At 72.2% G+C, this 23,417-nt stretch carries 23 protein-coding genes, 1 tRNA gene and 1 pseudogene; 10 read left to right on the top strand and 15 right to left on the bottom strand.

Annotation, left to right across the window (positions count from 1 at the left end; genetic code table 11):
* Nucleotides 1–1,023, bottom strand: a complete 1,023-nt coding sequence (locus ACWC0C_RS28105; protein ID WP_450866688.1) for a phosphotransferase family protein — start codon at nt 1,021–1,023, stop codon at nt 1–3.
* Between the two features lie 168 nt (nt 1,024–1,191).
* Nucleotides 1,192–1,491 carry a hypothetical protein gene (locus tag ACWC0C_RS28100; protein ID WP_450866687.1) on the bottom strand — a complete coding sequence of 100 codons (300 nt, stop codon included), beginning with the start codon at nt 1,489–1,491 and terminating at the stop codon, nt 1,192–1,194.
* Between the two features lie 112 nt (nt 1,492–1,603).
* Between ACWC0C_RS28100 and ACWC0C_RS28095 the strand changes: the two genes are divergently transcribed.
* Nucleotides 1,604–2,608 (top strand): NADP-dependent oxidoreductase, encoded by a 1,005-nt coding sequence (locus ACWC0C_RS28095; protein ID WP_450866685.1) that lies wholly within the window; start codon nt 1,604–1,606, stop codon nt 2,606–2,608.
* Nucleotides 2,609–2,616: 8 nt separating this feature from the next.
* Here ACWC0C_RS28095 and ACWC0C_RS28090 read toward each other — a convergent pair whose 3' ends face one another.
* Genes ACWC0C_RS28090 through ACWC0C_RS28075 form a run of 4 tightly spaced genes read right to left on the bottom strand, consistent with a single transcriptional unit; the run spans nt 2,617 to nt 4,776 of the window.
* Complete coding sequence (locus ACWC0C_RS28090) at nt 2,617–2,940, bottom strand: DUF202 domain-containing protein (RefSeq protein WP_450866683.1); 324 nt, start codon at nt 2,938–2,940, stop codon at nt 2,617–2,619.
* The gene (locus ACWC0C_RS28085; RefSeq protein ID WP_449198161.1) at nt 2,928–3,320 is read right to left on the bottom strand and encodes a YidH family protein; all 393 of its coding nucleotides are present in this window, start codon (nt 3,318–3,320) and stop codon (nt 2,928–2,930) included. Before ACWC0C_RS28085 ends, ACWC0C_RS28090 begins: the two co-directional genes overlap by 13 nt.
* A gap of 21 nt (nt 3,321–3,341) precedes the next feature.
* Entirely contained in the window at nt 3,342–3,857 is a 516-nt protein-coding gene (locus ACWC0C_RS28080; protein WP_450866681.1) for an NUDIX domain-containing protein, read from the bottom strand.
* A gap of 22 nt (nt 3,858–3,879) precedes the next feature.
* Nucleotides 3,880–4,776, bottom strand: coding sequence for a DMT family transporter (locus tag ACWC0C_RS28075; protein ID WP_449198163.1), 897 nt, complete (start codon nt 4,774–4,776; stop codon nt 3,880–3,882).
* A gap of 329 nt (nt 4,777–5,105) precedes the next feature.
* Between ACWC0C_RS28075 and ACWC0C_RS28070 the strand changes: the two genes are divergently transcribed.
* The 3 genes from ACWC0C_RS28070 (at nt 5,106) to ACWC0C_RS28060 (ending at nt 7,523) form a co-directional block, all read left to right on the top strand.
* Nucleotides 5,106–6,083, top strand: a complete 978-nt coding sequence (locus ACWC0C_RS28070) for a hypothetical protein (protein ID WP_450866679.1) — start codon at nt 5,106–5,108, stop codon at nt 6,081–6,083.
* Nucleotides 6,084–6,184: 101 nt separating this feature from the next.
* Entirely contained in the window at nt 6,185–6,913 is a 729-nt protein-coding gene (locus ACWC0C_RS28065; RefSeq protein ID WP_450866677.1) for a molybdopterin-dependent oxidoreductase, read from the top strand.
* The gene (locus ACWC0C_RS28060; RefSeq protein ID WP_449198166.1) at nt 6,897–7,523 is read left to right on the top strand and encodes a cytochrome b/b6 domain-containing protein; all 627 of its coding nucleotides are present in this window, start codon (nt 6,897–6,899) and stop codon (nt 7,521–7,523) included. Before ACWC0C_RS28065 ends, ACWC0C_RS28060 begins: the two co-directional genes overlap by 17 nt.
* Here the strand turns inward: ACWC0C_RS28060 and ACWC0C_RS28055 are convergent.
* The 3 genes and pseudogenes from ACWC0C_RS28055 to ACWC0C_RS28045 form a co-directional block, all read right to left on the bottom strand.
* Nucleotides 7,513–8,268 (bottom strand): annotated as a pseudogene (locus tag ACWC0C_RS28055) (alcohol dehydrogenase catalytic domain-containing protein); the annotation flags it as partial. The gene ACWC0C_RS28060 and the pseudogene ACWC0C_RS28055 sit on opposite strands and share 11 nt — an antisense overlap.
* 43 nt (nt 8,269–8,311) lie before the next feature.
* Nucleotides 8,312–9,709 carry a GntP family permease gene (locus ACWC0C_RS28050; RefSeq protein ID WP_450866675.1) on the bottom strand — a complete coding sequence of 466 codons (1,398 nt, stop codon included), beginning with the start codon at nt 9,707–9,709 and terminating at the stop codon, nt 8,312–8,314.
* 38 nt (nt 9,710–9,747) lie between these two features.
* Entirely contained in the window at nt 9,748–10,266 is a 519-nt protein-coding gene (locus tag ACWC0C_RS28045; protein ID WP_449198168.1) for a gluconokinase, read from the bottom strand.
* A 141-nt stretch (nt 10,267–10,407) separates the two neighbouring features.
* Here ACWC0C_RS28045 and ACWC0C_RS28040 point away from each other — a divergent pair, with 141 nt between their 5' ends.
* Nucleotides 10,408–11,109, top strand: coding sequence for a FadR/GntR family transcriptional regulator (locus ACWC0C_RS28040; RefSeq protein WP_450866673.1), 702 nt, complete (start codon nt 10,408–10,410; stop codon nt 11,107–11,109).
* Between the two features lie 19 nt (nt 11,110–11,128).
* Here the strand turns inward: ACWC0C_RS28040 and ACWC0C_RS28035 are convergent, their stop codons facing one another.
* Nucleotides 11,129–11,503, bottom strand: a complete 375-nt coding sequence (locus ACWC0C_RS28035; RefSeq protein ID WP_449198170.1) for a YchJ family protein — start codon at nt 11,501–11,503, stop codon at nt 11,129–11,131.
* 86 nt (nt 11,504–11,589) lie between these two features.
* On the opposite strand from ACWC0C_RS28035, the gene ACWC0C_RS28030 reads away from it, so the two are divergent.
* The gene (locus ACWC0C_RS28030) at nt 11,590–11,904 is read left to right on the top strand and encodes a dsRBD fold-containing protein (protein WP_449198171.1); all 315 of its coding nucleotides are present in this window, start codon (nt 11,590–11,592) and stop codon (nt 11,902–11,904) included.
* Between the two features lie 66 nt (nt 11,905–11,970).
* Here ACWC0C_RS28030 and polX read toward each other — a convergent pair whose 3' ends face one another.
* The 4 genes from polX to ACWC0C_RS28010 all read right to left on the bottom strand — a co-directional run bounded on the left by polX (nt 11,971) and on the right by ACWC0C_RS28010 (nt 19,325).
* Nucleotides 11,971–13,692, bottom strand: coding sequence for a DNA polymerase/3'-5' exonuclease PolX (gene polX / locus ACWC0C_RS28025; RefSeq protein WP_450866671.1), 1,722 nt, complete (start codon nt 13,690–13,692; stop codon nt 11,971–11,973).
* A 9-nt stretch (nt 13,693–13,701) separates the two neighbouring features.
* Nucleotides 13,702–15,039, bottom strand: a complete 1,338-nt coding sequence (locus ACWC0C_RS28020; RefSeq protein ID WP_449198173.1) for a M1 family metallopeptidase — start codon at nt 15,037–15,039, stop codon at nt 13,702–13,704.
* Nucleotides 15,040–15,116: 77 nt separating this feature from the next.
* Entirely contained in the window at nt 15,117–18,977 is a 3,861-nt protein-coding gene (locus ACWC0C_RS28015; RefSeq protein ID WP_450866668.1) for a Pls/PosA family non-ribosomal peptide synthetase, read from the bottom strand.
* A 260-nt stretch (nt 18,978–19,237) separates the two neighbouring features.
* Nucleotides 19,238–19,325: transfer RNA gene (locus ACWC0C_RS28010), tRNA-Leu, on the bottom strand.
* A 215-nt stretch (nt 19,326–19,540) separates the two neighbouring features.
* On the opposite strand from ACWC0C_RS28010, the gene ACWC0C_RS28005 reads away from it, so the two are divergent.
* From ACWC0C_RS28005 to ACWC0C_RS27995, 3 genes are all read left to right on the top strand, one after another.
* Complete coding sequence (locus tag ACWC0C_RS28005; RefSeq protein WP_449198175.1) at nt 19,541–20,866, top strand: M20/M25/M40 family metallo-hydrolase; 1,326 nt, start codon at nt 19,541–19,543, stop codon at nt 20,864–20,866.
* Nucleotides 20,867–21,012: 146 nt separating this feature from the next.
* Nucleotides 21,013–21,246 (top strand): chaplin ChpH, encoded by a 234-nt coding sequence (gene chpH, locus ACWC0C_RS28000; RefSeq protein WP_449198176.1) that lies wholly within the window; start codon nt 21,013–21,015, stop codon nt 21,244–21,246.
* A gap of 197 nt (nt 21,247–21,443) precedes the next feature.
* Nucleotides 21,444–22,268, top strand: a complete 825-nt coding sequence (locus tag ACWC0C_RS27995; protein ID WP_450866666.1) for a chaplin — start codon at nt 21,444–21,446, stop codon at nt 22,266–22,268.
* A gap of 111 nt (nt 22,269–22,379) precedes the next feature.
* Here ACWC0C_RS27995 and ACWC0C_RS27990 read toward each other — a convergent pair whose 3' ends face one another.
* Complete coding sequence (locus ACWC0C_RS27990; RefSeq protein WP_043407302.1) at nt 22,380–22,568, bottom strand: DUF5703 family protein; 189 nt, start codon at nt 22,566–22,568, stop codon at nt 22,380–22,382.
* A gap of 47 nt (nt 22,569–22,615) precedes the next feature.
* Here ACWC0C_RS27990 and ACWC0C_RS27985 point away from each other — a divergent pair, with 47 nt between their 5' ends.
* Entirely contained in the window at nt 22,616–23,350 is a 735-nt protein-coding gene (locus ACWC0C_RS27985; RefSeq protein WP_450866664.1) for a hypothetical protein, read from the top strand.
* Nucleotides 23,351–23,417 lie beyond the last annotated feature (67 nt).

Here is a 23,417-nt window from a genome sequence, read left to right as displayed (position 1 = left end):
TCAGCCTTCCTGAAGAGTGGTCAGTCCGTGATCGATGAAGACGGGCACCAGGTCGCCGATCCGGTCGAAGCCCCGCCCGACCGTCTGGCCCAGCGTGTACCGGTAGTGGATGCCCTCCAGGATCACGGCGAGCTTGAACCAGGCGAACGCCTCGTACCAGGAGACCGCCGACACATCCCGTCCGGAGCGGGCCGCGTACCGTTCGATCAGCTCCTGCGGGGACGGGTGCCCCGGCGCCTCGGCGGTGGTGGAGACCGGGGAGTCGGCCATGCCCAGCGGCCGGCTGTACATCACCAGCAGGCCCAGGTCGGTGAGCGGGTCGCCGAGCGTCGACATCTCCCAGTCGAGGATCGCCTTGATCTTGTCGTCGGCGCCGATCAGGACGTTGTCGAGCCGGTAGTCGCCGTGGACGACAGTGGGCGCGGGGGAGTGCGGCAGCTCCCGTCCCAGGGCCGCGTGCAGTTCGTCGATGCCGGCCAGCTCGCGGTTGCGGGAGGCGTCCAGCTGCTTGCCCCAGCGGCGCAGCTGCCGGTCCAGGAAGCCCTCGGGCCGGCCGAAGTCCGCCAGGCCGACCTCGGCCGGGTCCACCGCGTGCAGCTCGACCAGCGTGTCCACCAGGGCCAGTACCGCGTTCCGGGTGCGCTCGGCGCCCAGCGGGGCCAGCTGCTGGGCGGTGCGGTACGGGGTGCCCTCGACGAACTCCATGACGTAGAACGGCGCCCCGAGCACCTCCTCGTCCTCGCACAGCAGGACCGGGTTCGGCACCGGCACCCGGGTGGGGTGCAGGGCGCTGATCACGCGGTGCTCGCGCTTCATGTCGTGGGCCGTGGCCAGGACGTGGCCGAGCGGGGGTCGTCGTACGACCCACTTCGACGTACCGTCGGTGAGCGCGTAGGTGAGGTTCGACCGTCCGCCCTCGATCAGCCGGCCGGTCAGGGGGCCGGTCACCAGACCGGGGCGCTCATGGTCGAGGAGGGCGCGCAGCCGGTCCAGGTCGAGTCCGGGCGGGTGGTCGGCGCTCATACATCACTCCTACGAACGGGTGAACAGGACCCGACTCATGATGCCGACCGGTCGGTATGCCGTCCAGTGTGCATACCCGACAACGGGCCAAACGTGATCGGTGCCACGATAGGCCGACGGCCCCCCGGCGCGCCGCCCAGGGAGCCGTCGGCCCTGTTCCCGGTGGGGTCAGTGGTCGTCCCAGTGGCCGTCGTGCTCGGCGTGCCGGTGGCCGTCGTGCAGGTAGTCGATGTGGTCGCCGTGCCGCACCTGGGCGTGCCCGCACTCGTCGTGGTGCACGTGCTCGTGGCGCTCGTGGACCGAGTGCCCGGCCGGTTCGCACTCGTCCCAGTGCCCGTCGTGCTCGCGGTGCAGATGCCCGTCGTGCGCGTAGTCCAGGTGGTCGCCGTGCGGCACGGCGCTGTGCCCGCAGCCCGGACCGTGGCTGTGCGCGCCGTGCTCGGTGTGTTCCTGGTGAAGGGTGGTCATGCTGCTCACCTCCGGGGTACGGGGGTCTGACGGCCGACAGGCTACGTGCGAAGCGGAACATATCTGTGCATACCGCTTGCGTGGCGCACGAGTACCCCGGAGGGTCGAGGGCATGAAGGGCATCAGCTACCGCCGCTACGGCGGACCCGAGGTGCTGGAGTACGGCGAGGTGCGCGACCCGAAGGTCGGCCCCGACCAGGTGCTGGTCAAGGTCCGGGCGGCGGCCGTCAATCCGGTCGACTGGAAGTGCCGCGAAGGCTATCTGGACGCGCTCCTCGACGCCGTCTTCCCGGTGATCCCCGGCTGGGACGTCAGCGGGGTGGTCGTCCGGCCCGGCGCCTCGGTCACGGAGTTCACCGTCGGCGACGAGGTCATCGGCTACTGCCGCGAGGACTTCCTCTCCCGCGGCACCTTCGCCGAGTACATCGCCGCACCCGTGCGCACCCTGGCCCGCAAGCCGCGCAACCTCTCCTTCGAGGAGGCCGCCGGACTCCCGCTCGCCGGGCTCACCGCCTACCAGGTGCTCGTCAGGGCGCTGGACGTCAAGCGCGGCGAGTGCGTGCTGGTGCACGCGGCGGCCGGCGGGGTCGGCTCCCTCGCCGTGCAGATCGCCGCGCACCTCGGCGCCCGGGTCATCGGCACGGCGAGCGAGCGCAACCACGCCTATGTGCGCGGCCTCGGCGGCGAGCCGGTGACCTACGGCGAGGGCCTGGCCGAAAGGGTGCGCGGGCTCGCCCCGGAGGGCGTGGACGCGGTCTTCGACACCGTCGGCGGCGACACGCTGAGGACCTCGGTCGAGCTGCTCGCCCCGGAGGGCCGGCTGGTGTCGATCGCCGACCCGGAGGTGGTGGGCCACGGCGGCCGCTACTTCTTCGTCCGCCCGGACGCCGAGGACCTGGGCCGGCTCTCCGGCCTGGCCGAACAGGGCGTGGTCACGGTACACGTCCAGGAGACGTTCCCGCTGGAGCGCGCGGCGGACGCACAGCGGCTGAACCAGGAGGGCCGCACCCGCGGCAAGATCGTGGTCATGGTGGACTGGGAGGAAGAGGAGGGCACCGTCTGGGCCAGGGGAGAAGAGGGCGCCCTCTACAGCAAGAGCCAGGAGGGCACCTTCTAGACCACGGGTCAGACCACGAGCGCCGCCGCACACAGGGCGAGTGCCACCGCGCACAGCACCGCCGCCGTCGCGTGCCGGGGAGCGAGCGCGGGCGGGCGGGTGCTGGTCGCAAGGGTCCGGATCCGGCGGTGGGCCACCCCCAGGAAGCCCAGGAAGAGCGCACAGCACAGGGCGCAGACGGTCACCGCGCCGGCCGAGGCGCCGCCGTGCAGGGTGGTCTTGACGCCGAGTACGGCGGCCACGGCGGCCGACAGGGTCGTACGGCGCCAGGCCAGCCGGGTGCGCTCCGGTTGCAGCCCCGGGTCGCGCCCGGCCGTGCTCACCCCGCCCATCCGGCCAGCACCACCACGACCATCGCCACGGCCACCAGCGCGACGACCAGGCTCAGCACGGTCGGGAACCGGGACGCGGGCAGGTCCTCGCCACGCCGCATCGCCCGTTCGCAGCGCACCCAGTGGTTCACCGCGCGCAGGGAGCACAGCACACCGGCCCCGAGCAGCGCGAGGGCCAGACCGACCCGCCACGCCCAGCGCAGGTTCGGCAGGAACTGGTCCACCGCGAATCCCCCGCCGATCAGTGCGAGCGCCGTGCGCAGCCAGGCCAGGAAGGTGCGCTCGTTGGCCAGCGAGAACCGGTAGTCGGGCGTGCCGCCCTCGTCCCGCACCTGCTCCGGCGCGAACCACAGCCGGATGTTCGTCACGAATTCGCTCACGCCGCCGACCCTACCGGCGCCTCACCCACCGCCCCGGAACGCCTTCAGCCTCTCGTACGCCGCCAGCCCGTCCGGCACCCACTCCCACACGCCGAGCCGCCGCTCGACCTCCTCCTCGGGCAGGAAGTCGTGCCACTGGACCTCCTCCGCCTGGGGCCGCACCGGCAGCTCGCAGCGCACCTCGTACACCGCCGACCACCAGCTGTTCCCGGCCCCGTCGTCGTACAGGAACTTGAAGAGGTACACCGGCCGGGGGAGCCCCGTCACCCCCAGCTCCTCCTCGGCCTCCCGCAGCGCGGCCTCGTCGTAGGACTCGCCCGCCCCGACGACCCCGCCGACGAACATGTCGTACAGGGCCGGGAAGACCAGCTTGGTGGCGGTGCGCTGGTGCACGAAGAGCCGGCCGGCCGCGTCCCGGGCCTGGATGAACACGCAGCGGTGGCGCAGCCCGCGGGCGTACGCCTCGCCGCGCGGGGACCGGGCGATCACCCGGTCGTTCTCGTCGACGATGTCGAGGATCTCGTCAGCAGGGTTCATGCCCTCATCCAAGCAGGCGGTGTCAGCGCCGCTGGAGGTCCCGGGCCGGGGGCTCCGCCTCCGCCGTGCCGCACGGCATCGCCGGGTGCAGCCCGAGCAGCACGATGCCCGTGACCACGGCCGCGAGCCCGGCCGCCTCCCAGGCCAGCGCCCCGGTGTCGGTGCGCAGCCGGTCGCCGAGGAAGCCGACCCCGCACAGGATCCCGGCGAGCGGCTCGGCGGCGGTCAGCGCGGGCAGCGACATGCGCAGCGGAGCCGTCTCGAACGCGCTCTGCACCAGAAGCAGCCCGGTGGCCCCGCACACCAGCACGCCGTACGGCTGCCAGCCGGTGAACAACTCGGTGAGGCCGCCCTCGGAGAAGCGGGTGCCGCTCACCCGGGTCAGCGCGTCCTGCACGCCGTACAGCAGCCCGGCGGCGGTGGCCAGCAGCACCGGGCCCCAGCTCAGCCGGGAGCGCTTGCCGTACGTCGTGAGCACCAGGGCCGCGCCCACCATCGCGCCGATGATCAGCCAGTGCCGCAGCGGATCGGAGACGGCGCTGCCGGCCCGCGGCTCGCCCGCCATGATGAACGCGCTCACCCCGCCCGCGAGCAGCAGCAGCCCCGCCCAGCCCTGGCGGCCCAGGGGTTGTCTGGTCTGGTGCCGGGAGAGGGCGAGCGCGAACAGCAGGTTGGTGGCGAGTAGCGGTTCGACCAGGGAGATCTCGCCCTTGCCGAGGGCGATCGCGCCGAGCACCATGCCGGCGATCATCAGCCCGAGCCCGCCCAGCCAGCGCGGCACCCGCATCAGATCGAGCAGCAGCCGGAAGGACAGGAAGTCGCTCAACGGCGCCTTCTGCGCGGCGTTCTGCTGGAGCACGAACCCGAAGCCCAGACAGCAGGCGGCACTCACGGCGAGGAGGAGAACCAGAACGGACACGCTGCGTACCTCGATCATCCGGCCGGACCACGGGTGCGTAGTGGCCGACTGTAGCGCTCCGGGTACGGCATTGACCCGGAGGAACGCGGAACATGGCGGTTGACTCGCCATGGTCCGTGGCCCGGCTGCCCGGCGCCATGGCGTACGCCACAGAAACGCACCGGCATCCCCCGCCCCCGCACCGGCCACCTGCGCGGAGTTCCCCAAGTTCCCTGCGGGTAACGCTGGTTGAACGCAATAACAGCCCCGTTCGGCTTGACGCAAACCTAGGGTGGGGGTTTGCTGTGAGTGATCGGTCGATGGCAGCCCGAGAAACAGGAAGTCCCGCGGTGCCCTCACACCCACCTCTGCTCGGCGCGCACCGGGCCCCCACGGACCCGTCCGGCGACACCACCCCGGACGACTCCGGCGCCTTCGACGACGCCCTCGACGACGCCGAACTGCGCACCGCGCGCGCCGCGTTGGTCCAAGGCCGGCGGCAGGCCGCCCGCTCCCTGCTGCTGCACACCGGTGACGACTGGGACCGCCGCGGCCACCGCCTCACCGTGCTCGCCCGGGAACCGTACGCCGTGGCCTGGGCCCGCGACTGGCTGCACGCCGAGCCCGACTCCGCCGACGCCGCCGTGTTCCACGCCCTCGCCCGGGTCCAGCGGGCCCTGCGCGGCAAGGAGGACCCCGACCGCGCCCGCGAGGCCTGCGCCACCGCCGCCGAGCACGCCCCCGCCGACCCCACGCCCTGGCTCGGCCTGCTCTTACTGGCGCGCACCCTCGGCCCGGAGCGCGAGGTGCTGGGTGCCTTCGCCGAGCTGCGCCGCCGCCATCCCGAGCACCACCACGCCCACCATCTGCTCCTCGCCCGCCTCGCCGAACGGCCCTCCGGCGGCCGGGCGGCCGAGGACCACGAGGTGTACGATCTCGCCGAGCTGGCCGCCGCCGAGGCCCCGGCCGACTCCCCGCTCGCCGTCCTGCCGGTCGTCGCCTACGCCGAGCGCTACCGGGTCCTCGCCGCCACCGGACTGGCCCCGGCCGACCCCGCCGCCTCCGGCCACTGGTCCGGGCCCAGGGCCCGCCGCATCCTGCGCGCCTGCTTCGACTGGTGGCTGGAGTGGGAGCACGACGAACACCCCCGCCGCCACATCGACCTCAACCACCTCGCCTTCGCCCTGTCCTGCGCCGGCCGCCCGGCCGAGGCGGCGGCCCTGTTCCAGCGCATCGGCCGGCACGCCACCCCGGCCCCCTGGTCCTACGCCCGACGCGACCCCCGCGAGGCCTTCCGCGCGGCCCGGGCCCGCGCGCTGGGTCACTGAACGGCACGCCTCTTGGAGACGTACGTAAGAAGTGATTACAGAACCCTGACCAGTGACCCGATTCCCTGGCTCCCCGGAGCCCCGAGTGCTCGAATGAATACGTGAACTCTGAACAATCCGAGGAGCGGGACGGCACACCCATTGGCCGCCGCGTCTTCCTCGGCACCCTCGGCCTGGGCGCGCTCGGCGTGGTCGCCGCGCCCACGCTGCAACGCGGCCTGGAGGGCTTCCTCGGCGCCGTCGCCGGCAAGGACCCGACGGGCCTGACCGGCCTGCTGCCCAACGGCGGCGGCTTCCGCTACTACTCCGTCGCCGCGTCGGTGCCGCGCCTGAACGCCACGGACTACCACCTGAAGATCGGCGGCCTCGTCGACCGCCCGCGCACCTACACCCTGGCCGATCTGCGCGCCCTGCCGCAGACCCGGCTGGTCAAGGACGTCCAGTGCGTCACCGGCTGGCGGGTCCCCGGCACCCCCTTCGAGGGCGTACGCCTCTCCCACCTCCTGGACGCCGCCGGAGTCCGCCCCACCGCGAAGGCGATCCGCTTCACCTGCTTCGACGGCACCTACACCGAGAGCCTCACCCTCGACCAGGCCCGCCGCCCGGACGTCCTGGTCGCCCTGCGCATGCAGGACAAGGACATCTCCCACGACCACGGCGGCCCGGTCCGCCTCTATGTCGCCCCCATGTACTTCTACAAGTCGGCCAAGTGGCTCTCCGGGATCACGGTCACCGACCGGGTCGAGCCCGGCTACTGGGAGGACCTCGGCTACGACGTCGACGCCTGGGTCGGCCGCTCGAACGGACGGACCGATGAGCCTACGAGCTGACACCCCGGCCCCGCCCGGCGCCCGCATCCACCGCTTCAGCCGGGCCGAACGCTGGGTGCACCGCACCACGGCCGCGCTGATGGGCGTCTGCGTGGTCACCGCGGCCGTCCTCTACATCCCCCAGCTGGCGATCATGGTCGGCCGCCGGGAACTGGTCGTCCGCATCCACGAGTGCGCCGGGCTCGCCCTCCCCGTGCCGGTCCTGCTGGGCCTCGTCTCCCGGGCCTTCCGTGCCGACCTGCGCTTCCTCAACCGCTTCGGCCCGCACGACCGGACCTGGCTGCGCGCAGCCCTGCGCCGCGACAAACGCCGCTCCTCCCGCCCGGCGGGCAAGTTCAACGCCGGCCAGAAGATCTACGCCGCCTGGATCGCCGGCGCCACGCTGGTCATGCTCGGCACCGGCCTGATGATGTGGTTCACCCACCTCGCCCCGCTGGTCTGGCGCACCTCGGCGACCTTCGTCCACGACTGGCTGGCCCTCACCATCGGCGTGGTCCTGGCCGGCCACATCGGCATGGCCCTGGGGGATCCGGAGGCGAGGCGGGGGTTGCGGACGGGGGCGGTGAGCGAGGAGTGGGCGAAGCGGGAGCACCCGCTGTGGCGCCCCTGACTCCGTCGAACTCCCCCCGCGCGGCCGGCAGTTCCAGAGCCTCATCGAACTCCGCGTCGAACCGGAACGCACCCCGCAGCTCGATCTCCCGGCTCACCAGCAGGTTCCCGGCCAACGGGCTCTGTCCCGGTGGCGGCATCCCGAGCTGCATGACCGCACCACCGCGCCCCACGCGCCGCAGGCATGTATCGAGCCCGGCCGCGGCCCCCGACGCCTCGACGGCCACGTCCACCTCCCCGGGCCACCCGGCATCACCCGGATCGTCGGCCCGTACCAGCGCATCGGCGTCGGCCACGGCCGCGTACCCGAGGGCCTGCGGCACCAGGTCGGTCACCGTCACCCGGGCCGCGCCCGCCGCCTTCGCCGCCGCGACGACCAGACACCCGATGGGCCCCGCCCCGGTGACCAGCACATGCCTGCCGGACACGTCCCCGGCCCGGCGCACCGCGTGCAGTGCCACCGACAGCGGCTCGGCGAGCGCGGCCCGCCGCAGCGCCGGCCCGCCGGCGCACTCCGGGCAGCGCCCGCACGGGGTGGCGGGGTGCACGGCGACGGCCGTACCCGGCGCGGGACCCGTGGCCCCGGCGCCGTACGACACCACCGTGCCCACCGCCTCGTGCCCGAGCACCATCGGCTCGCGGAGCCGGAAGTCCCCGACCCCACCGCGGCGCCAGTAGTGCAGATCGGACCCGCACACCCCGCCGTGACGGACGGCAACCAGGACCTCGCCGGGCCCGCTCGTCATGCCGCCGTCGAGCGGGCCCCCAGGGTGGGTCGTCCCCGTACCCCTAGATGATCAGTGAGAGCAGCAGGACCAGGCCGCCGGCGACCATGGAGATGATCGTCTCCATCACCGACCAGGTCTTGACGGTCTGCCCGACGCTGAGCCCGAAGTACTCCTTCACCAGCCAGAATCCGGCGTCGTTGACATGGCTGAAGAAGAGCGAGCCCGCGCCGATGGCGAGGACCAGCAGGGCGGTGTGGGTGGTCGACATGTCGGCCGCGAGGGGAGCCACCAGGCCCGCCGCCGAGACCGTCGCCACCGTCGCCGAACCCGTGGCCAGCCGGATCGCGACCGCGATCAGCCAGGCCAGCAGCAGCGCCGGGATCGACCAGTCCTTGGAGATGTCCAGGACCATCTGGCCCACACCGGAGTCGATCAGCGTCTGCTTGAAGCCGCCGCCGGCGCCCACGATCAGCAGGATGCCGGCGATGGGCATCAGGCCCTTCTCGACGGTCTGCTGCAGCCGCTCCTTGCCGAACCCGGCGGGCCGGCCCAGCGTGAAGAAGCCGACGATCACGGCGGCGAGCAGGGCGATCAGCGGGGAGCCGATGATGTCGAAGACGCGCTGGGTCGTGTGCGTGGCGTCGTCGACGACGATGTCCACCAGCGCCTTGGCCAGCATCAGCACCACCGGCAGCAGCACGGTGGCGAGGGTCGCGCCGAAGCCCGGACGGCGCTCCAGCTCCTCGGAGGCCCGCTGCGGCAGCATGCGGTCGGGAGCGGGGACGTCCACCCAGCGGGCGGCGAGCTTGGAGAACAGCGGACCGGCGATGATCACGGTCGGTATGGCGACCAGGATGCCGAGCGCCAGGGTCACGCCCAGGTTGGCCTTGACCGCGTCGATCGCGACCAGCGGGCCGGGGTGCGGCGGGATCAGGCCGTGCATCACGGACAGACCGGCGAGCGCCGGGATGCCGATGCGCATCAGGGAGTAGTTGCCGCGCTTGGCGACCATCAGCACGACCGGGATCAGCAGCACGATGCCGACCTCGAAGAACAGCGGCAGGCCGATCACGGAGGCGATGAGCACCATCGCCCACGGCATCGCGCGCCCGCCGGCCTTGGCGAGGATCGTGTCGACGATCTGGTCGGCGCCACCGGAGTCGGCGAGCAGCTTGCCCAGGATCGCCCCGAGCGCGATCAGGACGCCCACGCCGGCCACGGTGGAGCCGAGCCCGGTGGTGAAGCTGGTGATGGCCTTGTCGAGCGGTGCCCCGGCGACCGCCCCGAGCGTCAGTGACCCGATGGTCAGCGCCAGGAAGGCATGGAGCTTGAACTTGGTGATGAGCAGGACGATCACCGCGATGCCCACCAGGACGGCGATGCCCAGCTGGGCGTGTCCGGCGGAGGTGATCGGCGGAGGTGCGTCCGCTGCCAGCATCTCGACGCTGAGTCTGGTCACGGGGGTTCCCTTGCGTTACGGGGGGACGGGGGTGAGTGCTACGCGGTGGTGTCGGGAAGCGCCTCGAGTGCCTTCGCGGCACGCTCGGTGATCTCCTGGGGGCTGCCGCTGACGTCCACGGCGACTCCCGCCTCGTCCGGCTCCAGGGGCTGCAGCGTGGCGAACTGGGAGTCCAGCAGCGCGGTCGGCATGAAGTGCCCCTGCCGCTGCCTCATCCGGTCCTCGATCAGCTTCCGGTCGCCGGTGAGGTGCACGAAGACGACACCGGGAGCGGCGGCCCTGAGGCGGTCGCGGTACGACCGTTTCAGCGCCGAGCTGCTGACCACCCCGCCCACACCGGCCCGCCCGTGCGCCCAGTGGCCGATGGCGTCCAGCCAGGGCCACCGGTCGTTGTCGTCGAGCGGGATCCCGGCCGACATCTTGTCGATGTTGGCCTGCGGGTGGAAGTCGTCGCCCTCGGCGTACGGGACGCCCAGCCGCGCGGCGAGCAGGGGACCGATCGTGGTCTTGCCCGTCCCCGCGACGCCCATCACGACGACGACCTGGGGGGTTCGCATGTACTGCCTCGCTGTCTTCCTCGACATCCGACGCCACGGCGGCGTCGCCACACTGAAGCCCATTAGGTACGACTAATTCAAGAGTCTGTGACATATAAGTCTGACTTTTTGTCGCTGTGATCCACGCCGTACGCTGAGTGCATGACCACACCGGGCCGGGGGCTGCACGGCCATGTACTCGACACCCTCGGCCCCGCGATCACGGCGGGCGAGTACCCGCCCGGCAGCGTTCTGCGTACGGACGAACTCGCACAGCACTTCGAGGTGTCACGCTCCGTGATGCGCGAGGCGGTGCGGGTGCTGGAGTCCATGCACCTGGTCGAGTCCCGCCGCCGGGTGGGCGTGACCGTCCGCCCCAAGGCCGAGTGGAACGTCTACGACCCGCAGGTCATCCGCTGGCGCCTCGCGGGCGCCGACCGCCCGCACCAGCTGCGCTCACTGACCGTGCTGCGCTCGGCCGTCGAGCCGGTCGCGGCCGGCCTCGCCGCCAGGCACGCCACGGCGCAGCAGTGCGCCGAACTCACCGAGTGCGCGCTCGGCATGGTCGCCAACTCGCGCGGCCACAAGCTGGAGGAGTACCTGATCCACGACGTGGCCTTCCACCGCGTCATCCTCACCGCCTCGGGCAACGAGATGTTCGCCCGGCTCGGCGACGTCGTCGCGGAGGTGCTGGCCGGGCGCACCCATCACGAGGTCATGTTCGAGGACCCCGACCCGGCGGCGGTCACCCTGCACGTGCGGGTGGCGGAGGCGGTCCGCGCGGGCGACGCCGCCCGCGCCGAAGAACTGACCAGGGAGATCACCGTGGGCGCCCTGCACGAACTGGACATCCTGGCGCCCTAGTCCGGCTCGCGCCGGGCGCTCAGTCCAGGAAGTCCCCGTCCACGTACACCCACGCCCCGTCGACCCGCTCGAACCGGCTCCGCTCGTGCAGCGAACCGCCCCGGTAGGAGGCGCGGAAGGTCACCGTGCCCGCGCTGTGGAACGCGGACCCGTCGGTGGTGTCCAGGATCTCCAGGCCCGTCCACTTCATCCGGGGATCGAGGTCCAGCCGCTCGGGCCGGGTCCGCGGATGCCAGGTGCGCAGCAGATACCCGGCGTTCCCCGTCACGAACGCGCAGTACCGCGACCGCATGAGCAGCTCGGCGGTGGGCGCACTCGCGGAACCCGAGTGGAAACGGCCGCAGCAGGCGTCGTAGGGCTGGGGGAGTCCGCAGGGGCAGGTGCGCGAGGTCATGGGGCACATTCTGCCCGTAGCAGGGGAGGCGTTCGTCCTGGGCGGGGTGCACAGTGGAAGGGCAGTGCAGCCCAGGGAGGCGGACCATGACCCGACCAGTTCGCAGCCACCCTCCGGCCGTCAAGGAGTGGCGGCTGAACCTGTACCTCTCCGAGCGCGACCCGGACACCACCGCCCGGATCGTCCTGGACACCGGCGACAACGTCCTGGAGAGCCACGCGGAGGCCCGCCGGAACCCCTACGACCCCGATGTACCGGAGATAGGCGACGAACTCGCCGCCGGACGTGCCCTGATCGCCATGGGCCGCAGGCTGCTGCGCGCCGCCGACGGGGACATCAGGGCGGTGGGGGCGTCCGATGCGGAGGACGACCTGTCACCTCTGTGGATGGACCGGGAATGACGACGGATGGACCGGGAATGACGACGGATGGACCGGGAATGACGACCCGGCCGGGAATGCCGCCCTTCACCTCCCCTTGCGCAGGAACCGGCGCAGCCGGGTCAGCGGCCAGGTGTTGATCACGTCGTCCCGGGTGAGCCAGCCGCGCTGCGCCGTGCCGACGCCGTAACGCAGCTGCGCGAGATGCGGGATGGAGTGGGCGTCGGTGTTCACCGCGAACTTCACCCCGTGCTCCCTGGCGCGCAGGATGTCCTCGTCGCGCAGGTCCAGACGGTCCGGCTGGGCGTTGACCTCCAGCGCGGTACCGGTGCGCGCGCAGGCCTCGAACACCTCGTCCCAGTCGGCGTCGACGCCCCGCCGCTTGCCGATCAGCCGGGTCGTCGGGTGCCCGATGAGGTTGACGTACGGGTTCTCGCAGGCCCGCAGCAGCCGCCGGGTCATCGCCTTGCGACCCAGGTCGAAGTGCGAGTGCAGGGAGGCCACGCACAGATCGAAGCCGGCCAGGAAGTCCTCCGGCCAGTCCACCCCGCCGTCCGGATCGATGTTGAGCTCCGTGCCGTGCAGCAACCGCATCTTGTGGTGGGCGCCGTCCAGCTCCCGCAGCCGCTCCCGCTGGGCGAGGATCTTCTCGTCGGTCATGCGCTGCATGTACAGGTTGGGCGCGTGGTCCGTCACGGCGTAGTACTGGTAGCCGCGCTCGGCCGCCGCCGCCACCATCTCCTCCAGCGGGGCGAGGCCGTCCGTCAGATCGGTGTGGGTGTGCAGGTCGCCGCGGATGTCCCGCTCGGTCACCACCTTGGGCAGCTCACCGTTCAGGGCCGCCTCGATCTCCCCGCGGTCCTCCCGCAGCGTCGGCAGGATCCACGGCAGCCCCAGCCGGTCGTACACCTCCTCCTCGGTGCGGGAGGCCAGCGAGTCCCCGCTCCCGGCGTCGAACAGGCCGTACTCGGACAGCTTCAGCCCCTGGTGCACGGCGATGGTGCGGGTACGGATGTTGTGCGCCTTGGAACCGGTGAAGTACTGCATCCCGGCGCCCCACGACTCCGGCGGCAGCACCCGCAGATCGACCTGGAGCCCCTTGGCGGTCCGCACCGACGTCTTCTTCGTGCCCCGCGCGATGACCTCCGCGGTGGCCGGCAGCTCGCACAGCGCCGCCATGAACGCCTCCGACCGCTTCGCCGCGACGATGACGTCCAGATCCCCCACGGTCTCCCGCATCCGGCGCAGCGAGCCGGCGTACGCGCAGCGCTTGCACCCGGTCACCTCGGACAGCTCGGCGACCAGCTCCTCGGCGGTGTCCAGGGCCAGCGAGAGCGGCACCCGGGCGCCCGCCCGCTGGAGCAGCTCGATGCCGTGCCGGATGTTGTCCTGCGTCTTCTCGCCGAAGCCCTTCAGATCGGCCAGCGCGTCCGCCTCGATCGCCGCGGCCAGCTCGCTGACCGAGGAGATGTGCAGGTCCTCGTAGAGCCGCAGCGCCTTCTTCGGGCCCAGGGTGGGGATCGTGATCAGCTCGCGCACCCCGGCGGGGATCTTCGCCCGGCGCTCCTCGACCACCGCCATCCTGCCCGTGCGCAGATATTCGCTCACCTTGTCGGCGATCGACCGGCCCACGTTCGGGATCTCCTTCAGGCCGTCCTCGTCCAGCTTGGAGATGTCGGCCGGATACCCGCCGATGGCACGCGCCGCCTTCTCGTAGGCACGCGCCTTGAAGGCGTCGCCTCCCGTGATCGCGATGAGGTCCGCGTACTCCCGCAGGAGCGCCTCGACCTCGTCATTGGGCCGGGCCACCCCTCAAGTCTAGGAAACTTCCCCGAGCACCGGCAGCGGCGGCAGCTTCGCCCCGTACACCCAGGCCTCGAACAGCCCGGTCAGCGGCTCGTCGGCGAACCGGGCCGCGTGCTCGGTGAACGCCGCCGTCGTCACCGATCCGTTCCGGTGCAGCCGCACCCAGCCGCGCAGCATACGGAAGAACGCGTCGTCGCCCAGCGCACAGCGCACCGCGTGCACGGCCAGGCCGCCCCGCTCGTAGAGCCGGTCGTCGAACATCGACTTGCGCCCCGGGTCGGCCAGCCTGAGGTCCTGCGGCAGCGTGGACAGCGACCGGTGGGCGGCGGCGGCCAGGTGCTGCGCGCCGCGGCCGCCCGAGCGCTCGGACCACAGCCATTCCGCGTACTTGGCGAAGCCCTCGTTCAGCCAGATGTGCCGCCAGTCGGCGATGGACACGCAGTTGCCGAACCACTGGTGCGCCAGCTCGTGCGCCACCAGCCGTTCCCAACCCCGGCCGCCGTCCACGTGGTTGGAGCCGAACAGCGACAACCCCTGTGCCTCGACGGGCACATCGAGTTCCTCCTCGGTCACCGCGACCGCGTAACTGTCGAACGGGTACGGCCCGAACAGCTCCTGGAACAGCTCCATCATCGCGGGCTGCCGGGCGAAGTCCCGGGAGAACTCGGGCAGCAGCCGCGCCGGGATGTGCCCGTGCTGCGGTATGCCACCGGGGCCCGGATCGCCCAGCAGCACCGTCTGGAACTTGCCGATGGCCAGGCCGACGAGATAGCTGGACGTGGGCGCGGACTGCTCGTACACCCAGGTGGTCGTCGAGGCCTTCGTCGTCCGGGTCAGCAGGCGCCCGCCCGAGACCACCGCGTACGCGGACGGTGTGGTGACCGAGATCAGGTAGGACGCCTTGTCGGCGGGCCGGTCGTTGCACGGGTACCAGGACGGCGCCCCGATCGGCTGGCTCGCCACCAGCGCCCCGTCCGCCAGCTCCTCCCAGCCGAGCCCGCCCCAGGGGCTGGCCACCGGCCCGGGGTTGCCGGACCAGTGCACCTCGACGGTGAACGCGGCCCCGGCCCGGACCGGCTTGGCCGGGCGGATCCGCAGCCGTCCGCCCCGATGGGTGTAGTGCGGCTGCCGGCCGTCCACCCGCACCCGGCCGATCCTGAAGTCGGCCAGATTGAGCTGGAACTCGGCGAGCGGCGCCCGGCCGGCGATGGCGTTGATCCGGGCGGTGCCCGCCAGCCGGTTGGGGCCCGGGCGGTAGTCCAGCGCCAGTTCGTAGCGGTGCACCCGGTAGCGGGGATCACCGTTGTCCGGGAAGTACGGGTCCGGACCGGCCGACTGCTGCACTGCCACTTCCGCGTTCGCTCCCTGCGCCTTGCTCGAACCAATCCCCGGTGCGCCCGTGCCCGTGGCCACCGAGCGGCCCGCGCTCAGGGACGCCATGCCTCGATCGGGTTGCCGAGCCAGCGGGTGTCGTCCGGGACGGACTCCGCGGCCATGACGAGCGACGCGGGCCCCAGGGTCGTACGGGCCCCGATCGTGCTGCCGGGCAGCACGATCCCGCCAGGGCCCAGGGTGGCGCCCTCACGGAGGACCACAGTATCCGTCCGCAAGATCCGGTCGTGGAAGAGGTGCGTCTGCAGCACACAGCCACGATTGACGGTGGCCGCGTCCTGAAGGGTCACCAGGTCCGTCTCCGGCAGCCAGTAGCTCTCCACCCACACGCCCCTGCCGATGCGCGCGCCGAGCCCGCGCAGCCACGCCGTCATCACCGGCGTCCCCGGCACCGCCCCGGCCAGCCACGGCACCGCCAGCACCTCGACGAACGTGTCCGCCAGCTCGTTGCGCCACACGAAGGAACTCCACAGCGGATGCTCCCCGGCCCGGTGCCGCCCCACCAGCAGCCACTTCGCCACGATCGAGACGACGGCCGCCGTGGCACCGGCGGCGAGCAGCACCAGCCCTGACAGGGCCCAGACCCACACCCCCAGCGCACACAGCGCCGCCACCGTCGCCGCGGCCAGCGCCGCCGAGCACAGCACCGGCACGATCCGGCACAGCTCCACCAGACCGCGCGCCCACAGCAGCCGCGCGGGCGGGTCGTAGGTACGGCTCTGATCCCCGCCTACGGCACTGCGCGGCAGCTTCACCGGCGGCAGCCCCAGGTACGAGGTGCCCTTCTTCGCCTTCTTCGGCGTCGCCGACAGCACGCCGACCAGGCCGCCGTCCGGCACGCTCCGGCCCGGCGCGGTCATCCCGGAGTTCCCGAGGAAGGCCCGCCGCCCGATCTCCGCGCGCCCGATCCGCACCCAGCCGCCACCCAGCTCGTACGGGGCGGTCAGGGTGTCGTCCGCCAGGAAGGCCCCGTCGCCGACCGTGGTCAGGCTCGGCAGCGCGAGCACGGTCGACACCTCGGCGCCCCGCCCGATCCGCATCCCGAGCAGCCGCAGCCACACCGGCGTGACCAGCCCCGCGTACAGCGGGAACAGCGTCTCCCGGGACCGGTCCATCAGCTGTGTCACGGTCCACGCCTGCCAGCCGACCCGGCTGTGCGTGGGATGCGTACCCTCGCGCAGCCCCAGGCTGAGCAGGCGTACGGCGACCAGGATCAGCACCGCGTACGCCAGCCCGTAGGCCAGCGTGGCCGGGACAAGACCGAGCGCGGCTCCGCGCAGGGCCTCGGCGAGGGAGCCGCCGGGCGCCACGAACAGCCGGGCCACCAGCAGCGCGGCCACCCCCGCGAGCAGCGGCAGGGCGCTCAGCGCCAGCCCGGTGATGCCGTACATCACCCGCCAGTACCTGCCCCGCTGCGGCCGTTCCTTCGGCCAGTTGCGCTTGGCCTTGCCGAGCTTGACCGCGGGCGCGCCCGCCCACCGCTGACCGGTGGGCACCTGCCCGGAGACCGCGGAGCCCGGCGCCACCTCGGCCCGCTTGCCCACGCGGGCGCCCGGGAAGAGCATGCTGCGGGTGCCGACGACGGCGTGCGCGCCGACCTTGACCGGGCCGATCTCCAGCCGGTCGCCGTCCAGCCAGTACCCGGACAGGTCGACCTCGGACTCGACGGCCGCCCCCCGGCCCAGCTTGAGCATGCCGGTGACCGGCGGCAGCGAGTGCAGGTCCACCTCGGGCCCGACCTTCGCGCCCAGCGCCCGCGCATACCGCTCCAGCCACGATCCGGTCAGCGCCGTGGCCCCGCTGAACTCGGCCAGCCGCTCGGCCGTCCACAGCCGCAGATGCACGCTCCCGCCGCGCGGATACCGCCCGGGCGCAAGACCCCGCAGCAGCAGCCGCGCTCCGCCCGCGGCGAGCGCGATCCGGCCGGGAGGCGTGAACAGCAGCAGCGCTCCGGCCGCGAGCAGCCACCACGGGGCGGTCGGCAGCCAGGAGTAGCCGGGCAGCAGATTCCCCGCGGCGGCCAGGACCAGCGTCCAGCGCAGCCCGAGCAGCGTGACCAGCGGGACGAGCAGGAGCAGCTGCACCGCCTGGGCGCGCACCGGTACCGGGGCGACCGTGCGGGCGCTGCCGTCGTCCTGGGCCGAGGCCTCCAGCCGCCGGGCCAGCTTGCGCAGGGTGGGCTGCTGGTAGATGTCGAGGACGGCGGCGCTCGGGTAACGGGTGCGCAGCCGGGTGGTGAGCTGGGCGGCGGCCAGGCTGCCGCCGCCGATCGCGAAGAAGTCGTCGCAGGCGCCGGTCACCGGGATGCCCAGGACCTCCGCCCACTGCTCGGCGAGCCACGCCTCGGTGCCGTACAGCTCGGCCGTGGGCGCCGCCACGCCCTCCAGCGGCCAGGGCAGGGCGTTCCGGTCCACCTTCCCCGACGTACGGGTCGGCAGCTCGGCGACCGGCGCGAGCAGCGGCACCAGCGCGGCGGGCAGTTCGGCGCGCAGCTTCTCCACGGCGGCCGCGCGGTCCCAGCCGTCCTGGGTGACCACGTAGCCGACGAGGAGCTGGTTGCCGCTGCGCGCGGTGCGCACGGCGGCCGCGGCCCCGGCCACGCCGGGCAGCGCCTGCAACGCGGCGTCCACCTCGCCCAGTTCGATCCGGCGCCCGCCGAGCTTGACCTGCTCGTCGGCCCGCCCCAGGAAGATCAGCCCCTCGGGATCGGCCTTGACCAGGTCACCGCTCCGATACGCCCGCTCCCAGCCCAGCGCCTGGAGCGGCGCGTACTTCTCCGCGTCCTTCTCGGCGTCGAGGTAGCGCGCGAGCCCGACCCCGCCGATCACGAGCTGCCCGCTGCCGCCCAAGGGCACCGGCTCCCCGGTCTCGTCGACGACGGCCAGCTCCCAGCCGCCCAGTGGCAGCCCGATCCTGATGGGCTCCGCACCGGTCATCAGCGCCGCACAGGCCACGACCGTCGCCTCGGTCGGCCCGTAGGTGTTCCACACCTCGCGCCCCTCGGTGACCAGCCGCTGCGCCAGCTCGGGCGGGCAGGCCTCGCCGCCGAAGATCAGCAGCCGTACGTCATTGAGCGTCTCGGGCTCCCACAGCGCGGCCAGCGTCGGCACGGTGGACACGACGGTGATCTCCTGCTCGACCAGCCAGGGCCCGAGATCGGCACCGCTTCTGACCTGCGACCGGGGCACCGGCACCAGACAGGCGCCGTACCGCCAGGCCAGCCACATCTCCTCGCAGGACGCGTCGAAGGCGACGGAGAGGCCCGCCATGACCCGGTCGCCGGGCCCGATCGGCTCGTCCGTGAGGAACAGGGCCGCCTCGGCGTCCACGAAGGCGGCGGCGCTGCGGTGGGTGACGGCGACGCCCTTGGGCTTCCCGGTGGACCCGGAGGTGAAGATGATCCAGGCGTCGTGCTCGATGCCGGGCCGTGCGGCGGGGGAGCCGGGGCCGCCCTGGACCGTGAGGCTCTGCCCGGCTCCGATGACGGCCCGCACCTGCGCCTCCCCGAACACCAACTCGGCCCGCTCGTCCGGGTCCTCGGCGTCGACGGGGACATAGGCGGCACCGGCGGCGAGGACCGCGAGGATCGCGACGTACAGCTCATTGGTCCCCGAGGGAACCCGCACCCCGACCCGGTCCCCGCGCCCGACCCCCGCCCCGGCGAGCCGCCGCCGCAGCCGCTCCACCTCGCCGGCCAGCGCACGGTAGGTGAGACAGGCCGTACCGTCGTCCAGGGCCGGCTCGTCCGGATGGGACCGCACGGTCGCGTCGAAGATGTCGACCAGCGTGCGCGGCGAGGCGGCGGGCCCCGCCGAGAAACGCGCCCTGTCGCCGAACTGCGTGCGGATCTCTTCGTCGAGCAGGCCGAGAGCGCTGCTCTCGTCTATGGCTGCCATCGGGTCCTCACGTCGGGTCCGGCTGGTGACAAGCCGGAAATATTAGTACGACGCTAGGCTCCGCCCCTGTGCCGAGCCGCTCAAAAGGGCCGTACGGGTGAGTGTGGTGTCCCGGCTCCGAGGCGCTGACCTGCTGACCTTCGCGCCGGACGAGAGATGGCCCACACACCGTCAAGGAGCGGACACGCAGGGGTAGTTCGCGCCACCGGCATCGGCTCGCGGGCAAAAGCAGAGGGCCCCTGACGAACAGGGGCCCTCACTGGTGTCCGAGGGGGGACTTGAACCCCCACGCCCGATAAAGGGCACTAGCACCTCAAGCTAGCGCGTCTGCCATTCCGCCACCCGGACCAGGTGTCTGTCGTGCGCGGGATGCCTTTCGGCGGGGTTTCCCTCGCGGCGACGAAGGAAACATTACCAGGCTTTCGGGGGTGGCTGATCACCCCCGGCCACCGGGCCGGTCCCGCGTGAACGGTGTGTGACGGGCCGGGACCGGTCTTGGGCCGCGGCCGGGGGAGAGGGAGGATGTGGAGGACCACCAGCAGCGACAGCGCGGGAGGAAGCACGTGAGCGAGACGGACACGGCCAGGAGCGTCACCGGCGAGGACGAGGTCGTGGACCTCTGCCGCGAGCTGATCCGGTTCGACACCAGCAACTACGGCGACCACTCCGGCCCCGGTGAGCGGGCGGCCGCCGAGTGGGTGGCCGAGAAGCTCGCCGAGGTCGGTCTCGAACCCAAGATCTTCGAGTCGCACCCGGGCCGCGCCTCGACGGTGGCCCGCATCGAGGGGGAGGACCCGTCCCGGCCCGCGCTGCTGATCCACGGCCACCTGGACGTCGTACCGGCCAACGCCGACGACTGGACCCACCACCCGTTCTCCGGTGAGGTCACCGACGGGTGCGTCTGGGGTCGCGGCGCCGTCGACATGAAGGACATGGACGCGATGACCCTCGCGGTCGTGCGCGACCGGCTGCGCAGCGGCCGGCGCCCCCCGCGCGACATCGTGCTCGCCTTCCTCGCCGACGAGGAGGCCGGCGGCACGTACGGCGCCCGCTACCTGGTCGACCAGCACCGCGAGCTGTTCGACGGCGTCACCGAGGCGATCAGCGAGGTCGGCGGCTTCTCGTTCACGGTGAACGAGCAGCGCCGGCTCTATCTGATCCAGACGGCCGAGAAGGGCATGCACTGGATGAAGCTCACCGTGGCCGGCACCGCCGGGCACGGCTCCATGATCCACCGCGACAACGCCATCACCGAGCTGTCCGAGGCGGTGGCCCGGGTCGGCCGGCACAAGTTCCCGGTGCGGGTCACCAAGACCACCCGGGCCTTCCTCGACGAACTGGGCGACGCGCTCGGCACCGAGCTGGACCCGGAGGACATGGAGTCCACCCTCGTCCGGCTCGGCGGCATCGCCAAGTTCATCGGCGCCACCCTGAGCAACACCGCCAACCCCACCCAGCTGAACGCCGGCTACAAGGTCAACGTCATCCCCGGCGAGGCCACCGCGCACATCGACGGACGCTTCCTGCCCGGCCACGAGGAGGAGTTCCTCGGCGACCTCGACCGGCTGCTCGGCCCGCACGTCCGGCGCGAGGACGTGCACACCGACAAGGCGGTCGAGACGAGCTTCGACGGGGCGCTGGTGGAGGCCATGCAGGCCGCGCTGGTGGCCGAGGACCCCACCGCCAAGGCGATCCCCTACATGCTCTCCGGCGGCACCGACGCCAAGTCCTTCGACGACCTCGGCATCCGCGGCTTCGGCTTCGCCCCGCTGAAGCTGCCGCCGGAGCTGGACTTCGCCGGCATGTTCCACGGCGTGGACGAGCGGGTGCCGGTGGACGGGCTGCAGTTCGGGGTGCGCGTGCTGGACCGGTTCATCGACGCGTCGTAAGGCTCTGGGCCCAGATATTCGGGCGCGCGTACGGGGACGACTGGAACGGGTGAATGCGACGATCGGTTCGTAGCTTCATTAGTTCCTCCTCGTTACAGGTGATGTGACTCCGCACCTTGGGGTCGCATTGCCAACAAGGAGGAATAATGATCAAGAAGGTCGTCGCTGCTGCGGCTGCCACCGGTGGGCTGGTTCTCGCGGGCGCGGGCCTCGCCGTCGCAGACTCCGGAGCCCAGGGTGCCGCTGTGCACTCCCCGGGCGTTGTCTCCGGCAATGTCGTTCAGGCGCCCGTGCACGTCCCGGTGAACGTCTGCGGCAACACGGTCAACGTGATCGGGCTCCTGAACCCCGCCTTCGGCAACACCTGCATCAACAAGTGACGACGACCTCCTGAGGGGGGCGTCATTCTCGAGCCGTCGGCCCCGGAGCGCGTGCCATGCGCTCCGGGGCCGACCGGCCTCTTGCGCGGAGGGACGATCCGCGAGGTTCGCAACGCAATGCGATTCATTGCAATGCAACGCGACGCAACGCCATCGCGAGGCCTGCACAGCAGGATCGAAGGTAGGGGAATTCAGAGATGCGACAGGGCACCCGCAAGGGCCTGATGACCATGGCGGCCGCCACTGGCGTGATCGCCGCCGCGAGCGGCTACGCACACGCCGACGCGGGCGCGTTCGGCGCCGCGACCGGCTCGCCCGGCGTACTGTCCGGCAACACGGTGCAGGTGCCGGTGCACGCGCCGGTGAATGTGTGCGGCAACACCGTGAACGTCGTCGGACTGCTCAACCCGGCCATGGGCAACACCTGTGCCAACGACAGTGGCACTTCGGGGGGTCACGAAGGTTCCGGCGGTTCGCACGCGGGCGGGCACACCAGCGGCTCGCCCGGCGTGGGCTCCGGCAACACCGTTCAGGTGCCGATCGACGCCCCGGTGAACGTCTGCGGCAACAGCGTGAACGTCATCGGGGCCGGCAACGCCACCACGGGCAACGACTGCGCCAACGGAGGCGGCCACCACAGCCAGCCGCCGGGTGGCGGCCACGGCAACCCGCCCGGACAGCCGGGTCACCCCGGTCACCCGGGACACCCTGGGCACCCCGGTCACCCGGGACACCCTGGCCATCCCGGTCAGCCTGGCCACCCGGGTCACCCGGGGCACCCCGGTCAGCCGGGTCACCCGGGCAGCCCGACTACCCCGCCCGGCAAGGGCGGACACACGCCCCAGGGGCCGCACGGGTCCACGCCGGTCACGCAGCAGGGCGGCCACTCCAGCCAGTCCCTGATCAGCGGCGAGCTCGCGCACACCGGCAGCGACCTGCCGGTGGGTCTGGTGCTGCCGGTCGGCGCGGGCGCGCTGCTCGCGGGCGCGGTGCTGTACCGCAAGGCGCGGCCGACGGCGTAACCGGCGGCGCCGGATACGGAGAGGACCGTACGGCGCGGTGAGCCGTACGGCGTGGAAAACGGAGCGGGCCCTGCCATCCCGGCGGGGCCCGCTCCGTTCAGATGTCCGGCCTCACCACGTGGCACGCACCTGGCGGATGATCCGCCGGCGCAACCGCACCTTGCGGCTGCCGTCGCGCAGCAGGCTCAGTCGGTCCAACTCCCAGTGTCCGTACTCGGCATGGTCCGTCAGCAGGCGTGTGGCCTCCTTGCGGGACACCCCGCGAGGCACATACACGTCGACAAATTCGTATTCCGGCATCGCATCTATTGTGCGGGTTGGGGCCCGGTACGGATAGCGTCTGCACTATGTCTGATGCTGCGCAGCCCACCGCTGCCGAGGTACGCGCCGCCGCCGAGGCGATCAAGACCGCGCTCGACCGTCATCTGGCCGCGGTCGAACGCAGGTCGGGGGAGGACGACCCGGCTGTCTTGGAGGCGTTCAACGAGCTGGCCGCGGCCGCCGAGGCGTACGACGAGCTGCTCTACGACCGCTACGACGAGGTCACGCCCTTCGAGATCCCCGGTGCGGAGGAGCAGCTGCCGCCGTACGCGGGCCCCGAGGAACCGAACGCGATCAGCGTGCTGATCCGCCGCGACTACGCCGTGGTCGAGCCCCAGCGGCTGCGGGCGCAGGCCGAGCGGGTCGAGGCGGCCGAGTACGAGGCCGCGGGCGGCCTGGCCGACGATGCCGCGAGTACGGTCCCGGGGGCGCTGGGCATCCTGTTCGGCGAGTTCGAACCGGACGAGATCGCTTCCCGGCACAAGGAGTTCGGCCTGGAGGAGGGCGACTCCACCCTCTGGGTCACCGCGTCGGACGAGGCTCCCGAGGCGGGGGAGTGGCTGGAGTCGCCGTTCGAGCACATCGATGCCCAAGGGGTGGTGTGCCGGTTCGATGTGAGCGCCGTCTTCGACGACGAGGACGAGTCCGACGAGGAGGACGATCTCGAGTTCGTCGAGGACGAGGACGAGGATGAGGACGGGGACGAGGACGAGGACGGGGATGGGGACGAGGATCTGGAGCCGCTAGATACCAGAAAGTGAGCGGGTCCGGCGGTGCCGGGGGCCTTGGGGCCGGGTCGGCACCGCCGGACCCCGCCGGCGTGGCTGA

It is taken from the genome of Streptomyces sp. NPDC001709 (assembly GCF_053596375.1).
The sequence above is the reverse complement of the archived record's forward strand: the minus strand, read 5'-3'. Positions and strand labels throughout refer to the sequence as shown.

Bases quoted from the DNA above. Each gene is read 5' to 3' on its own strand.
- ACWC0C_RS28105 (WP_450866688.1), bottom strand. From the start codon at position 1,023: ATGAGCGCCGACCACCCGCCCGGACTCGACCTGGACCGGCTGCGCGCC.
- ACWC0C_RS28100 (WP_450866687.1), bottom strand. From the start codon at position 1,491: ATGACCACCCTTCACCAGGAACACACCGAGCACGGCGCGCACAGCCAC.
- ACWC0C_RS28095 (WP_450866685.1), top strand. From the start codon at position 1,604: ATGAAGGGCATCAGCTACCGCCGCTACGGCGGACCCGAGGTGCTGGAG.
- ACWC0C_RS28090 (WP_450866683.1), bottom strand. From the start codon at position 2,940: ATGGGCGGGGTGAGCACGGCCGGGCGCGACCCGGGGCTGCAACCGGAG.
- ACWC0C_RS28080 (WP_450866681.1), bottom strand. From the start codon at position 3,857: ATGAACCCTGCTGACGAGATCCTCGACATCGTCGACGAGAACGACCGG.
- ACWC0C_RS28060 (WP_449198166.1), top strand. From the start codon at position 6,897: ATGAGCCTACGAGCTGACACCCCGGCCCCGCCCGGCGCCCGCATCCAC.
- ACWC0C_RS28045 (WP_449198168.1), bottom strand. From the start codon at position 10,266: ATGCGAACCCCCCAGGTCGTCGTCGTGATGGGCGTCGCGGGGACGGGC.
- ACWC0C_RS28040 (WP_450866673.1), top strand. From the start codon at position 10,408: ATGACCACACCGGGCCGGGGGCTGCACGGCCATGTACTCGACACCCTC.
- ACWC0C_RS28035 (WP_449198170.1), bottom strand. From the start codon at position 11,503: ATGACCTCGCGCACCTGCCCCTGCGGACTCCCCCAGCCCTACGACGCC.
- ACWC0C_RS28030 (WP_449198171.1), top strand. From the start codon at position 11,590: ATGACCCGACCAGTTCGCAGCCACCCTCCGGCCGTCAAGGAGTGGCGG.
- ACWC0C_RS28015 (WP_450866668.1), bottom strand. From the start codon at position 18,977: ATGGCAGCCATAGACGAGAGCAGCGCTCTCGGCCTGCTCGACGAAGAG.
- chpH (WP_449198176.1), top strand. From the start codon at position 21,013: ATGATCAAGAAGGTCGTCGCTGCTGCGGCTGCCACCGGTGGGCTGGTT.
- ACWC0C_RS27995 (WP_450866666.1), top strand. From the start codon at position 21,444: ATGCGACAGGGCACCCGCAAGGGCCTGATGACCATGGCGGCCGCCACT.
- ACWC0C_RS27990 (WP_043407302.1), bottom strand. From the start codon at position 22,568: ATGCCGGAATACGAATTTGTCGACGTGTATGTGCCTCGCGGGGTGTCC.
- ACWC0C_RS27985 (WP_450866664.1), top strand. From the start codon at position 22,616: ATGTCTGATGCTGCGCAGCCCACCGCTGCCGAGGTACGCGCCGCCGCC.